This window comes from Aminobacter sp. GW821-FHT11F06, assembly GCF_058808215.1.
Map to the genome: position 1 here is coordinate 39,089 of NZ_JBXARL010000005.1, position 13,834 is coordinate 52,922.

Annotated in this window: 13 protein-coding genes; 5 read left to right on the plus strand and 8 right to left on the minus strand. The window is 59.9% G+C overall.

What is annotated here, in order from left to right:
• The first annotated feature begins 263 nt into the window (after positions 1–263).
• Positions 264–551: an Atu4866 domain-containing protein gene (locus AC1RTB_RS13880; RefSeq protein WP_492881891.1), complete on the plus strand. Its 288-nt coding sequence runs from the start codon at positions 264–266 to the stop codon at positions 549–551.
• A gap of 25 nt (positions 552–576) precedes the next feature.
• On the opposite strand, the gene AC1RTB_RS13885 is transcribed toward AC1RTB_RS13880, so the two are convergent.
• Positions 577–1,002: an RrF2 family transcriptional regulator gene (locus AC1RTB_RS13885; RefSeq protein ID WP_492881847.1), complete on the minus strand. Its 426-nt coding sequence runs from the start codon at positions 1,000–1,002 to the stop codon at positions 577–579.
• Between the two features lie 197 nt (positions 1,003–1,199).
• On the opposite strand from AC1RTB_RS13885, the gene AC1RTB_RS13890 reads away from it, so the two are divergent.
• The 3 genes from AC1RTB_RS13890 to AC1RTB_RS13900 all read left to right on the plus strand — a co-directional run bounded on the left by AC1RTB_RS13890 (position 1,200) and on the right by AC1RTB_RS13900 (position 3,881).
• Positions 1,200–2,171: an alpha/beta fold hydrolase gene (locus AC1RTB_RS13890; protein ID WP_492881848.1), complete on the plus strand. Its 972-nt coding sequence runs from the start codon at positions 1,200–1,202 to the stop codon at positions 2,169–2,171.
• Positions 2,172–2,257: 86 nt separating this feature from the next.
• Positions 2,258–2,521, plus strand: a complete 264-nt coding sequence (locus AC1RTB_RS13895) for an ABC transporter substrate binding protein (protein WP_492881849.1) — start codon at positions 2,258–2,260, stop codon at positions 2,519–2,521.
• A gap of 154 nt (positions 2,522–2,675) precedes the next feature.
• Positions 2,676–3,881: a M14 family metallopeptidase gene (locus AC1RTB_RS13900; RefSeq protein WP_492881850.1), complete on the plus strand. Its 1,206-nt coding sequence runs from the start codon at positions 2,676–2,678 to the stop codon at positions 3,879–3,881.
• A gap of 97 nt (positions 3,882–3,978) precedes the next feature.
• Here the strand turns inward: AC1RTB_RS13900 and AC1RTB_RS13905 are convergent, their stop codons facing one another.
• Both AC1RTB_RS13905 and AC1RTB_RS13910 read right to left on the minus strand, forming a co-directional pair.
• Entirely contained in the window at positions 3,979–5,187 is a 1,209-nt protein-coding gene (locus tag AC1RTB_RS13905; RefSeq protein ID WP_492881851.1) for an MFS transporter, read from the minus strand.
• An 831-nt stretch (positions 5,188–6,018) separates the two neighbouring features.
• The gene (locus AC1RTB_RS13910) at positions 6,019–6,723 is read right to left on the minus strand and encodes a type 1 glutamine amidotransferase domain-containing protein (RefSeq protein WP_492881852.1); all 705 of its coding nucleotides are present in this window, start codon (positions 6,721–6,723) and stop codon (positions 6,019–6,021) included.
• Between the two features lie 104 nt (positions 6,724–6,827).
• On the opposite strand from AC1RTB_RS13910, the gene AC1RTB_RS13915 reads away from it, so the two are divergent.
• A complete protein-coding gene (locus AC1RTB_RS13915) occupies positions 6,828–7,775 on the plus strand; it encodes a LysR family transcriptional regulator (RefSeq protein ID WP_492881853.1) in 948 nt (315 codons plus the stop codon).
• Positions 7,776–8,416: 641 nt separating this feature from the next.
• Here the strand turns inward: AC1RTB_RS13915 and AC1RTB_RS13920 are convergent.
• The 5 genes from AC1RTB_RS13920 to AC1RTB_RS13940 form a co-directional block, all read right to left on the minus strand.
• Positions 8,417–9,205 carry a hypothetical protein gene (locus AC1RTB_RS13920; RefSeq protein ID WP_492881854.1) on the minus strand — a complete coding sequence of 263 codons (789 nt, stop codon included), beginning with the start codon at positions 9,203–9,205 and terminating at the stop codon, positions 8,417–8,419.
• Positions 9,206–9,311: 106 nt separating this feature from the next.
• Positions 9,312–10,124 carry a transporter gene (locus AC1RTB_RS13925; RefSeq protein ID WP_492881855.1) on the minus strand — a complete coding sequence of 271 codons (813 nt, stop codon included), beginning with the start codon at positions 10,122–10,124 and terminating at the stop codon, positions 9,312–9,314.
• 169 nt (positions 10,125–10,293) lie between these two features.
• A complete protein-coding gene (locus AC1RTB_RS13930) occupies positions 10,294–11,814 on the minus strand; it encodes a DUF1254 domain-containing protein (RefSeq protein WP_492881856.1) in 1,521 nt (506 codons plus the stop codon).
• 71 nt (positions 11,815–11,885) lie between these two features.
• Positions 11,886–12,410, minus strand: a complete 525-nt coding sequence (locus tag AC1RTB_RS13935; protein ID WP_492881857.1) for a hypothetical protein — start codon at positions 12,408–12,410, stop codon at positions 11,886–11,888.
• A gap of 290 nt (positions 12,411–12,700) precedes the next feature.
• On the minus strand, positions 12,701–13,705 hold the full coding sequence (locus tag AC1RTB_RS13940; RefSeq protein ID WP_492881858.1) for a helix-turn-helix domain-containing protein: 1,005 nt from the start codon (positions 13,703–13,705) through the stop codon (positions 12,701–12,703).
• Positions 13,706–13,834: the final 129 nt, after the last annotated feature.

Consider the following 13,834-nt stretch of genomic DNA (forward strand, 5'->3'; position numbering starts at 1 on the left):
GGCGATAGTTGGAAAAGTCCATCTTTCCTAGGCAACAAGCAAGGGACAGATCTTGAACAAGATCACTTTGATCACCGGTGCTTCGAACGGGATAGGCGAAGGCATCGCCCGCGAGTAAGCATGATGAATGGGAACGCATGGTCGAGGTGAATATCAAGCGCGTGCTGTGGGGCATTGGCGCGGTTCTGCATCGGCAGCGTGGAGATGGCCTTGCGCTGCTTCAAATTGGGAGACAGACGATGAAAAGACTTCTGGTGACGTCTATGGCAGTCGCCTTGCTCGGTCAGGTGGTGAGCGCAGAAGAGACCGATATGGCAGCAGAGCACCCTTATGTCGGCATGTGGGTTACGGCCGACGGCAGCATTCGCCACGAATTGTTGGCCAATGGCCGTTACGTGGAGGCGCGGGGCGCTCGTGAGAGCGCCTATGAAGGGCGCTATGAGGTGACCGGCGATCATATCGAATATTGGGACGATACGGGCTTCACTGCGGATGGCGATTTCGTCGATGACGTGCTCTACCACGCGGGCATGGTGCTTTATCGCCGCTAGAAAGAGTGCGACCGCGCCGCAGTCGTCACGCATTTCCGGCAGCCACTGCACGCTCGGCAATGGTTGAGAGCCTGAGCCTCGCGAACTCTTCAGCCAAGGTGAGCTCCGCGCGGCTGAATGCGTCCACCAGAGCTGCATTCGTTGCGCGTTCCACCGGGCAGGAAGGGTGATCCTTCGACACGGTTGCGGGCAGAAGCTGTCCTTCATCCAATGCCTTCTGAACGTCAAGCACGGTCAATTCATCGAGGGACCGCAAAAGCATCCAGCCGCCTCCGCGACCACCCTCCGAATCCACCACGCCACTGCGTTTCAGAGCGCCCATCGTGCGGCGCACGACCACAGGATTGGTGTTCAACATCTTTGCGATCGTTTCCGATGTTTCCCGCCCACCGAGCAACCCCATGTGGATGAGCACATGGATCATCCGTGCCAATCGGCCATCTCGTTTCATTTAGCCTTCCCTAAAGCGTAACAATTATTGTTACGCATGCTTGACTCTTCTCCATTCTGTAACTTAGAAAATTACGAACTCAAGGATGTCGGGATGCGAAGACGAATTATGTTGGCCGGCATGTTGGCGGCAGCATGCCCGGTGAAATTAGTTCGAGGCGATACCCACGGCAAAATATCGACAGCAGGAGGATCGAAATGCGCACTCGGATCGTCGAAACACGAACCATTCGTATGAACGTCGTCGAGCAAGGAGACGGGCCTCTCATTCTCTTGTGCCATGGCTTTCCGGAAACGTCTCACGCCTGGCGGCATCAAATACCGACACTTGCTGCCGCAGGATTTCGCGCGGTTGCGCCCGACATGCGCGGGTACGGGCAAACAGAGTGCCCCTTGGCCGTCGACGAATACAGTGTGTTTCATCTCGTCGGTGACATGATCGCGCTGTTGGACGCGCTTGAGGCGCAGACCGCCATCATCGTGGGCAACGACTGGGGCGCCACAGTTGCCTGGCAGGCGGCGCAGATGCGGCCGGATCGTTTCCGGGGCGTGGTTGCCATGAGCGTGCCGATGATGGGCCAACCACCCGTACCGCCAACCCGCATCTTCCCCCAGACCGCCGAAGCGCAACTCTACACGCTCTACTTCCAGGAACCCGGTGTCGCGGAGACGGAACTGGAACGAGACATCCGGCAAACGCTGCGGAAGGTCTTTTATGCCGCCTCCGGAAACGCTGGCGCGCGGCTGACGGGAGACCAAACGCCAAACCCGTTCGGCATGGTATCGCGACGGGATGGACTGCTTGCGCCACTCCCCGACCCGCAACAAATGCCGGATTGGCTCACTGTTGCCGACCTCGACGCCTATGCAGGCGCCTTCATGCAGACCGGATTTCGCGGAGGGCTGAATTACTACCGCAATCTGGACCGCAATTGGCAGCTACAGGCTTCGTTCGCCGGCGTGAAAATCAAGGTCCCGGCTCTGTTCATGGTGGGCGAACGTGACACGGGGTTCAGCATCCCCGGAATGCGGGACATCATAAATGCGATGCCGGCGCTCGTTCCTCAGCTTTCCGAACCGATCGTCGTGCCAGGCTGCGGACACTGGCTTCCACAAGAGTGCCCCGAACTCGTGAATAGCGCCCTCATCAAGTTCCTTCAGCGCATCTGAAAGCGCTCATCGGGCATGCATGTCCGCCGCAGTCAGTTTTCATCCCGCAGGCCAACGGCTTAGCGGAAAAAACGATGGAGAATGCAATGGCAACGCGCAGATCATTCTTGAAAGGCGGTGTTTGGCTTCTCACCATTTCGGCGGCAAGCCTGGCCACCCAGGCCAGCTTTGCCGCGGCGCGTCGAATGGCCAATCAGGTCGATGAGATCCTGAGGGGGACCGAGCCGGGTGATATTCCTGTCCAATACGTTCGCCGTCCCGAACTAGTCATCAATCTGAACATTGCTCGGCAAATGGAGGTCTCGCTTCCAACCGACCTGGTTGGTTTGGCTGACCAGGTGATCGGATAGAGCCATAGGCGACATCCCTTTATGGACGCCTTCCTCTCGTTCCGATCACGACGGACAGCAGGTGACTAGTCCGTTGCGGACACAGCACGTTTCTGGATACCAATCGGGTATCCATTTCGAACATGGCTTTCACCCTCACATAAGGATCCTCATCATGTCGGACAAACCGCACGAAGGCCTCGATCGCCGTGATTTCATGATCGGGTCTATTGTCGCAGTCGGCGCGTCGGCGGCCCTGGCAATCAAGGCTGGCACTGCGAATGCCCAGGACACTGGGACATCCTCTGCCGGCGCGGCATCGGGGGCGGCGCAGGGAACGGTCTACACAGGTGATGTGATCGAGGGGAAGAAAGTCGTCAGCGCCCTCGACGTCAACGATCTCGAGCCTGGCAAGAGGCACAGGCTTTATTTCCAAGGGGTGCGAATGCCGACGGGGCAACACTGGCATGTTTCTGTGATCGTCGCCAAAGGCGTCCGGCCAGGCAAGCGCGTTGTCCTGGTCAGTGGTGTGCATGGCGACGAGATGAGTTCTGTGCATACGGTCCACACCGTCATGAACCAGCTCGATCCGGCGGAGATGTCAGGCACGGTGATGGCGGTCACGGACGTGTCGCGTCCCGCCATGGAGAGCATGCAACGCAGATGGCCCAATGCGGGCAGGGGCATTGATCTAATCGACATGAATCGGGAGTGGCCCGGCAACGAGAACGGTGCCAGTGCGCCCAGCCGACACGCAGGGCTGTTGTTCAACCGGCTTCTCCGACCGAACGCCGATGTCGCGATCGACTTCCATACAGGCACAACTGGCTTCGATGTCAGCGCATTCAATCTCGCCAGCATGGATGTGCCCGAAATCAAGGCGATGGTGGAGCTTTACCCCGTCCGCCAGATTTTTGACAATCATGTGTATCCCGGGGTCCTGCATAACGCGTTTGTCGACGTCGGCATCCCGGCCTTCACCCCGGAGATCGGCGCTGCGCGTGTCCTCAATCTGGAGATGATCCCCCAGTTCGTCGAAGGCACGATGAACGTCCTCAAACGTCACGGCATCCTCGCCGGGCCAATGGGGCGTACAGGAAAAGACCTGGGTGTCTTCATCGGCAACAGTGCGGTCCCGATCCTGGCAAGCCAAGGCGGTTTCGTCGAGCATCTGGTCAAGCTCAACGACAAGGTCGAAGCCGGACAGAAGGTGGCTATCCAGCGCAACAGCTTCGGCGAGGTGGTTGCTGAATATACCAGCAGCGTGGCGGGGGAGGTGACTGGCCTGCGCAGTGATGCATCGGCAGAACCCGGCACGCCGTTGGCCTTCATCCTCTATAAGAACACGCCTCCGGTGGACAAAGAGACTTACCCCGAGTGAGGAGAAGCTGATCACCATTGCACGCGCCCCCGCGTCGATGAACCCGCAAAGCGATTGATGTACAGCGTACATGGTTGCCCGGTTCCTCGTCGGAACTCTACGCCGGCGCCATTTCCACCTGCCTCCTGGGGAATGGCCGGAACGCCATGAGGATCAATACCGCCACCAGTCCCATGCCCGACGAACCGACATACATCAGCATGTAGCTGTTGAAATGATCGTAGATCAGGCCGCCCAGCAGTGGACCGGTCGACATGCCAAGGCTGCCGGCCATCGCAGTGCCGCCGATGATCGTCCCCATCATCGTCAGCGGAAAATTCTCACGGACGATCACGGCGTAGAGTGGCATCGTGCCGGCATAGATGAACCCGACCAGTGCTGCCACCGCGTAGAACGGGCCAAGCGTCGAGACGAAGACGTAGGCGAACACACCGAAGGCCTGCGCCAGCAGCCCGAACGCCAGCACGCGCTTTGCGCCGAACTTGTCACCGAAGATGCCAAAGGCGATGCGCCCGCCCATGCCGGCCAATCCCTCGACGCTGTAGATCGACACGGCCAGGATCATCGGGACGCCACAGGTCACTGCGTAGCTCACCGTATGGAAGATCGGGCCGGAATGGGTGGCGCAGCAGAAGAAGTTCGCCAGCATCAAAATGATGAACTGCGGCGAGCGCACCGCCTGCCTGACCGTCATGTCGGTTTGCGGCTCGTCTGTCATCGCCGCCGCCTGGGCCCCGCTCAACGCCGGCGGGCGCCGAACGAGCAGCGCGGCGGGGATCATCACGACCGCCGTGATACCGGCTATGATCAACATTGCAGTGCGCCAGTCATGGATGGTAACCAGCCAGGCTGCGAGAGGTGCCATGGTCATCGGCGCCATGCCCATGCCCGCAGAGACCAGTGAGACGGCGAGGGCGCGCTGCGTATCGAACCAGCCTGTCACGCAAGCCATCATCGGTGCGAAGATGGCGGCGGTCGCCGCCCCGACCAACAGGCCAAACAGCAGCTGGAACTCGGCCAGCGATCCCGCCTGGCTGGCAAGCGCCAGGCTTGTGGCCAAAACGACCGATCCGGTGAGCACCACCAGACGCGGCCCGAACCGGTCTGAGAGGGTGCCCCAAATCATGCTTGCCGCCGCCATGGCGAGGAAGCCGATCGTCATCGCCGTCGATATGCCGGTGACGGACCAGCCGGTGTCCTGCGACATCGGCCGCAGGAAGACAGGCAGCGAAAACATGGCGCCGATCGCGATGCAGCCCAGCAGGCCACCCGCCGCGACGATCACCCAGCGATAGGAATGGTTCATGACACTCTCCCCGACGTTGCCAATGGCTCCCGATGCGCCGTTTCAGATGCCGGACGCGCGATCGATGTGACAAGGACGTATCAGCGCAGCCTGTCCCGACATCTGGCTGCATTTTAGTGTCAGTATTTTCGGCAACCCCTTCAGCCGCAACAGCATTGTGTCGCTCCGCCGCAAGGTGCGCAGGGCAGGGAGGTTCACGAGGTCAATATCGGTTTCCAGCAAGTGACGCATAGAAAGAGCAGCCCCATCATTCGAACGGAGCCTAGTTGTTTGGAGGTGGGGCCATGGCAGGCATCGCCGTCAGACCGGAAAATGCTGCGCTGGGAAAGCTCGCAAAGGCACACGCAATCGCCCATCACGGCGAGCTCCGGCAAGGCGTATTCGAAGACGACCATGGGCGCTCGCACCGCGGATTGGTAACGCTTCCATTCGTGGGTACGGGATTGCCGAAAGATGTATCCGCGCGGAAGGTTGGGGAGACCGCCCCGGACGGCGCCGGCTTGCCGGCGCTTCACCGTTACCCGCGCGAGGGCGCAGCCCTTCCATGTCCTTTTTCAAGTGCAAAGACGAGTGAACTCTCCGGCATGCCTTTGGCATGGCGGTCGAGGCTGTTCGAAGGTTCCTCAGGGTCGAGGGCGGAGCGGCGTTGTCGAAGACTTGGGCGTGAACCCGCCCGGAGTCACCAACGCATTGCATGACGAGGCCCTGGGGCTGCGCCGGACGTCTCCTCACAATCGGCCGCGTCGCGGATCACAATTTAGCCGGTCGCCCACCGAAAGCCGAAGCGTCGCAGAATACGAGATTCTGCGACGCGGAAGTGCGTTTCAGTTGTCAGTTGGCAGCAGCGAGGAGGAGGTCTCGTATGACCTGTCCGACGCCGCTTGCCGATTGTGGATTCTGTCCGGTCACCAGGCGGCCATCGACAATGACCCTGCGTGTCCAGTCCGGAGCCGGATGATGATGGGCGCCACGCGCCGTGAGTGTGCTTGCCAGCAGGAAGGGCACGATATCCTCAAGCCCGACAGCACGCTCTTCATCGTCGGTGAAAGCGCTGACGTTCTTGTCGGCAACCAGGTATGTCCCATCGCTGAGCTTGACGTTCACGAGCGCCGATGGCCCATGGCAGACTGCGCTGACAATCCCTCCGGCCTCGTAGATCTTCCGGGTTGCCGCCTGCACATCGACGCTGCTGGGGAAGTCCCACATCGCGCCGTGACCGCCGGCGAAAAAGATCGCTGAATATCGCGCCGTGTCGACGTCGCCAAGCCGCGTCGTTTGCGCAACGGCCTTGCGGAAATTTTGATCGTTCCAGTAGCGGGCATTGATCTCGTCGTTGAGATCCAGCCCGTCGACCGGAGGTTCGCCGCCTTGGATCGACGCGAATTCCACCGCGATGCCAGCAGCATCGAGGACGGCGAGCGGGTGCGTGACCTCGCCCAGGTAGTAGCCGGTTGGTTCGCCGGTCTTTCCCTTGGTCGCGTGGCTCGTCAACACGAATAGGACCGGCTTGATCGCCGGATGGTCTGTAGTGCTCATCGGAATGCCTCCTTGGGTTCTCGTCGAATGGCTGGAACTTTATTCATTCCTTGAAGGATGATAAATGACCTGTAATTCAATTCATTTGTTCGCATGAGGCAAAGATGGCGCGTCGGTTCGATTACCTTGCCGATGTAGAGGTCTTCGTTGCGGTGGTCGAGCACGGGTCGCTTACCGCTGGCGCGGTCGCACTTGCGACCACGCCTTCCGTCGTCAGCCGTGCCATCGCCCGCCTCGAGGCCCGTTTGGGCAGCCAGCTTTTGCGTCGGACCACAAGGCGCATCGGGGTTACCCATGATGGACAGCAGTTCTTGGATCAGGCACGGGCGGCATTCGCCATGATCGGCGACGCTGAACGGGCGATCCAGGGTGGCAGTGGTCAGATGACTGGCCGCGTGAGGTTAAGCGTACCGACGACCTACGGCCATTTCCGCCTGCCGCCGTCGCTGCGGGCATTTACGTCGGCCTATCCAGAGGTCGATGTCGAACTGAACATTACCAACCGCAATGTCGATCTGGTCGCCGAAGGTTTTGATCTGGCGATCCGGATGGGACAACTTCCCGATAGTGGCCTCGTCGCACGCAAGCTCGAGGATGCATCGATGTGTCTCGTCGCGTCACCCGACTATCTCGAACGTCACGGGATCCCACAGTCCCTGAGAGATCTTGAGCGACATGCCTGCGTGCCCTTCCTCATGCCGAGCACCGGCCGGCTGGCGCCCTGGATTTTCTGTGACGGCGACGAAGATCTCGATTGGGTGCCGTCAGCGCGCACGCATGTCTCCGAAGATGTGCTGGGCGTCGTGTCATTGGCTGAGCAAGGCGCCGGCATTTGCCAGACCTATGATTTCGTCGCTCATGAACGCGTTCGGCAGGGAAGGCTGATCGAGCTGCTGCCACAACTGAAGGGGCGGACACGGCCATTTTCTGTCGTCTACGCACCACATCGGCGCCTATCGGCAGCGTCGCGGGCGCTGATCGAAGTGCTGGTCCAAAGGCCGGCTGCGAGCACTCGTCTTACGTCGGGCCAAGATGGAACAACAGGATGCTAGGCCAAACGAGAGGGTTCATGCGCGTGATTGCGTGGGGGAGCGCAGACACTGCGCCCGTCAGCGCTCCAGGATCGTCCGTGGCGCGGCCAGGACTGTCTGCAGCAATGACCGCACGATACCTGCGACATGCCGCACACCGGTATCCTGGTCGCGGCGGAATGCCAGGCGAGGTGGAGCGGAAACCCGTCCACCGCAACCGGCGGCTTGAAGACTGCGACTGTGTTGCCAGCGTCGGGCGGCACGGCCGTATCCCCAAACCGCGGTCAGATTCCTTCCATCTTCTTTGCGGGATACAAATCCTCGGACTGTAGATCCTGTGTTTCGAGGTTTCGTATCGATGCGCGAGCCTGTTTCTCAACGCCAAATCGCCCGGACCATACCGACAGCGTGCGGAAGGGCGCGTCTTGCTGGGGCTCCCCGACGGGTGAGTACCGAAAACCTCTCCCTGTCCTTAACCTGTTACCGCAAATCCGGCCTGAATTCTCCGTGAAGGACCTTGTCAGCTTCGGCGTCGATCTGCTGGGCGCTGGCTGGCGCCGCGATCAGCCCCACGACAAGAATGCACGCAACGACGATTGCCGAATGTCGCGGAGCGATGATTTAATGCGGCGACCACCATTTCTGACTTCTCCCTGTCTTTGTCAAAAGCGAAGCACTGCGCCCAGGATCGGCCCGTGCTGAACCACATCGTAGACAAAGCCTTCGTCTTCATAGTCGACGCCCGCCGCGCGATAACCGAGCACGGCCGAGAAGGATTCGGTGAACTGATAGCCAGCGCCGCCCATCAGGTCCCATACGATTTCCGACGAGGCGCCGCCGCCTACCAATCCCCAGCCCGTCAGGTAGAGCTGCGGGGTGACAGAGACGCGCCCCTTCAGACCGAAGATGGGATCGGCCCAGGTTTCTGTCGCAGACAACTCAGTGCCCCCGATCAGTCCAGGTGGATTGAAATCCAGTTCGCTTCTGATTGAAAACAGCCGGAAGCCGGCGAACGCATCGATGCTGGCATCGGGCTGGTCAAGCAGCCGATACTCGCCCGCGAGAGTCCACATCAGGTTTTTCACCGTGACGTCGGCACTGCTTGCCAGCAGGCCGAGTGGCGTGTCTTGCGATGCCGACAACTGCACGTAGTTTAAGTCGGTGAACACGCCGAAACGCTGGAAGCGTGCTTCTGCCAGGCCCGTCACCGCGACGTCGAAGTTAGACAATATGCCGCCGATGCTGGCGTTAACATTGGCTACACGGCCGCCGGCACCAACATTGCCCTCAATGCCGGCCAACCAGCCATAGGCGGAAACGGTAAACGTCCAACCCGAAGGGGTCTGGTACTCCACCGTGTCGGCGCCGGGATATATTTGATCTGCAGCAGCAGCGAGGCTCATCGAGCCCATGAGAAGTGCGCCTGCCGCGCAAGGCATTTTGAAATTCATAAGTTGGTCCCCTCAATCAGGCCGGACGCAGAGCCTCACGTTCATGCTGCGTCGTCCCGTGGTTGTGGTGCGAATACGGCGGACAGAAGCGGCGTACGGACCTCGGTCACTTCTTAGGAAAGAGCAACGTCAGTGTCGTGCGGATGCCCCACTCGGGACCACCCTCCGCCGCTTCCGCGTAATATTTGCCGCCGACCTGGAAGCTCATCGCCTGGTCACCGATCTTGAACACCTGCGATACGGCGAGGTTGATCGGCACCGTCCATTGGTCGTCGGCCCAATCGTAACTTGATTCAGTGTTCAGCGAGATTGTCCTGCCATGGCCGAGACCATAGGAAACAAAGGGCTGCAGATATGTCTGGTTGACGTCCTCGCGGCCGCCTTCTCCGGCGACCGACCAGATTTGGTTGGCGAGCAAGCCGATCGTCCATCGTCCGGTTTGCGTAAGGGCGACCCCAGTCGGCCCAATTCCGAACTGGCCGGTGCCGAGAAAATCGTTGGTGGCCGTCGGTAGCAGGAACACGGGCCCGACGCCCCAGATCAGTCCGCCCGGCCCAGGTGCCTTCGGCGAAAAGAACAGGCTCTGGGTGATGTCACCCAGGCCAAACGTGCTGCCGTCCGGCGGCGGCAGGTAGTCGCGAAAGGCGATCGGCAGGATAGTTCTCGATATCAGGTTCCAGTCGTCGCTGATCGAGATCGGGATGACAGGCTGGATGTTCAGGGTGTAGGCGAAGCCGTTGCCGTCAACGCTCGCGCCCGATTCAAAGTTGCTCTGCAGCGGCACGCTGATCAGACTGGCGATCGGGTTGGAGAGTTGCTTGGCCAGTTCGTCGGCTTCCTCCTGCGCCTCGGCGGCGCAAGCCGCCGAAAGCACGCCCATGACGGTCGCCGGCAAGCCCAGCAGGCAGACTCGTTTCACTTCCTTCCCCTCCTCTTCTCGGCCATCCGAATCGTGCTCGTGCTGCTACGGCGCCCGACGGAACACGCCTCAGCGATCGGTCTTGAGAACCCTGCTATAGTCGGCCTCCAAGAGGCGCAGATCCCTCAAATCTCGACTAGAGATCAGACGGGCCAAGATAAATGCCGCATCACTGCACCAGTTCGAACTCGCCCGGCTTCCAGGTCTTGTCGAACCATGACTCCAGCGGGCCATAGAGGCGAAGAAGAACATTCCAGCCCTTGCCGGGAACTGTCTGGACCCAGTTGGCCTCATGGCCTTCCGGCGCTGTCGGGCCGAACCAGACATCGACTGAGGAGTCCGCGTTGATCACGATGTCTTTCTTGTCGCTGCCGATGCTGGGAAATTGCTGGTCCGACTGCAGCATCGAACGCGTCTGATTGTCATACGCGACGAACGACCAGAATTCCTTGGCCGGAATGTTTGGCGGCAGGTGGATTTTGTAGGTCTTGCCACCGTCGAACGGCTTGCCGTCCTTGTCGGTCGTGGCGACGGCGTATTGCGAACCGATGCCGACGCGCTTTATCGCCATGGCCGGCGTGATGCCCGTCGCATAATAGTGGAACAGGACACGGGCATCCAGATTGCGGACGCTGGGCTGCAGAAGAAACTCGTAGCTGCCGCCGACAAAACCGGTGAACCAGGCGCTGTCGGGATAGTAATAGGCGTCCTTCATGCGGGGCTTGAAGGTGATGGTGCGCGCCGTCGCATTGCCGACGGCCACGGCTTCCGTAAGGATCTTCTTCATCCGCTCGTCGGGTGCAAAGGGTTTGCCCTTTTCGATGCCGATGGCGGCGAGCTGTCCCAGCACTTCCGGGTGATAGGCCTCGTTCGGCTCGTATTGGACGATGTCGTTTACTTCCTCGTAGAAATGGAAATCATTGGCATGGATGGTGTTGAACTCCTTGCCCGAGACGTTGACGATCTTCATCGGGGGCGGATTGCCGGCTTCCGAAAGGGGATAGACCTTGGCGAACTTCCTGGTGTTTTCGACCGCGGTCGCGGTGCTGCCATTTTCGAGGAAGCCGCGCCAGAAGAACAGATTTCCGTAGGTCGAGGTTCGCAACACGAAATAACCTTCGGGTATCTCGCCCTCGTAGCCCGGCGGCAGGAGCAGGTACTTCCCGCCCTTGCCCTTGTCGGGGCCGGCATTGCCGACATCGCCGACATATTCGAACCAATGGTTGTCGATCATGCCAAGGATATTGGGTGGTGTTTCGATGACCAGCGGGCCGGCCTTGGTGTCCAGCCACATCAGGTTGTAGATGCTTTCGGTGTTGCCGGTTAGGAACAGCGAATGCGAATCCATGAGGTTTTCGAAGATCAGGATGGTCTGGTTGTTGTCGGCCCCCTGACTGGCGATGCCAACCCGGAGAGCTTCGACGGATGCACCGGGCATGGCATTGAGGAAAGCGTCGACGCCACGCATGAAATCGAGATTGTCGTAGACCTTCTCAGAAGTGGCGTCATCCGGGAAGCCATCCAAAAAATTCAGCTTGCCAAGCCTAGTGTCCACACTCTCCGGCGTCACGATTGAATCCGGTATCGGCGTCGTCATTTTCATCGTCGGAGCCGTGTCGGCAGAAGCCGCAGCCAAACCCATCAGCATCACTGTGGCGGTGGTGTAAAGCAGTCTCGTCACGCGTATCATTGCTCTCTCCTCATCGACATCAGGCATCACGCATCAGAATAGCCGGCGGGCTACCCCGTTTCAGGCAGATGCTAGTATAAAACAGCCCGTCGGAAGCCACGCCTTGCCACGCCCGCATAGGAAAGCGGCGTCAACGGCATGCCGATGACGTCGATGAACACGGAAACCTCGGAGCCCTTCTCCGGCATTTCGCCGCCAACCACCTTTACCGTGTAGGTCAGGTTATTGGCGTCCAGTTCCGGGTTCTCCAGGACGACAACAACCTGCTGGAGCTTGTTCGCTTCGAGAATCGACATGTCGGCGTTCGGTGGATCGGAAAGGAAGCTGTCCTTGCCCTTGCTCCAAAACGGCACGAAAGCCGTCGTATCCATGTTCCCGGCTATACGCTCGGGACGGTCGGAGAAAAACAAGGTCGTGGCGCCAATACCTTCGAGCGTCAGCTTGCTCGTCGCCTTGTCGAATGTCATCGCGCTTGATGTCTGGACAAACAGGAAGTCGGCCACCTCATCGGCTGCCTGCGCCAGCTGCGGTCTACGCAGCACCGCCGTCGTCGTGACAGCTGTGGCGGCCAGCAGCAGGTTCCGTCTGGTCGTCATGGCCCACCCCCTTTGTTGCTGCAGTAAGACTTTCGCGCCGCCGCAAAACTGGCCAATTTGGTTGCGCGACGCTCATGTTATACGGCACTAAACAGTATTAGGAGTTCCAAACCACTCATTTTGCGCCACAGTTGGGTCATTTCTGGAAAGTTGCCAATCTGGGTGCCGCGCCGCAGCCTTCGAGCGGGCCGACTTCACCTTCAACCACTTCAGACGGATGGCGTTATGCTCCCGGTGCTTTGCCAATTGATGTTCGCTTTGCCGAACAGCCGGCGGCCGTATCGCCAACGCTATATATTCTCGCGAAACTCCCGCGGCGCGTTGCCAGTTGCCTTTCGGAAAGCTCGGGCGAAATTGGCGGGGGACGAATATCCTAGTTCCGCCGATACGCGCGTGATCGAGCCGTTTGTGTGCTGCAGCAATTCAGTGGCTCGCTGAATCCTTACCGTGCTCGCCAAGTTGCGAAAATCGGTGCCCGCCCGATTGAGTTCACGTTGGAGGGTTCTGATGCTGGTGTCGATCGATTGCGCGGCACTGTCGATCGACACGCGGCCAGTGAGAACCTGTGCGCGGACGTGTTCCATGACAACGTCGAGCAAATCCCGTGGAGCACCGCCTCGTCGGTCCCGCGCCACATCCTCGATGGTAACAATCGGCGATGGAGCGAGCTTCGGAGCAGCCGTCAGATGGTGGCGTTCCGTAACAACCGTCACCGCGGGTGCGTTGAAAAGGACCGGGCACTGGAAGACGTCTTCGAAAAGACCTGTCTGGGGCGGCCTGTCGGTATCAAGCTCGATGCGCAGCGGTCGCCAGTTTGGGGGCAAATAGGCCTTGAAGAGGCTAAGCAGTACGCCCGCCGCCGCGCACCCGGTGTTGGCGTATCCGGGCCGGCCGGCCAAAGCGAAAACATAGCTGTATCGCACCTCGTCGCCAACGGTAGCGACTGACATCCTGTCAACCGTACTATGATAACAAAGACCAGAGATGGCGCGCTCGATGGCTTGCCCCAAGGTGTCGGCGCCAACCACGTAGCGTCCGAAGCTGCCGTAGTTGGCAACATTCATCATCGGAGTGATCAGAATGCCGAAGTTGGCCTGGCCGGCGGCACGTGCGGCCGCTTCGACGAAGCCGATCACCGCCGCGTGCGGGATGAAGCAGTTCTCTCCCCCGGTCAGTTCGAGATCGAAGCCGATGGCGCGATTGGCCTGCAACAGAGCCCTTTGCCCCATTTCACGGCGTATGAAGGCCGGCAGGCCATGCAGTATGGTGCTGGAGATGACAGGGATCTCAGCCATGTATGCAACGCTCCAGAAATGATGCGGCTGTGGCGCGAAATGAGTGGTTGGAACTCCTAATACTGTTTAGTGCCGCAAAACATGAGCGTCGCGCAAGCAAAGACCCGAACGGTACTGTTCCATCGGCGC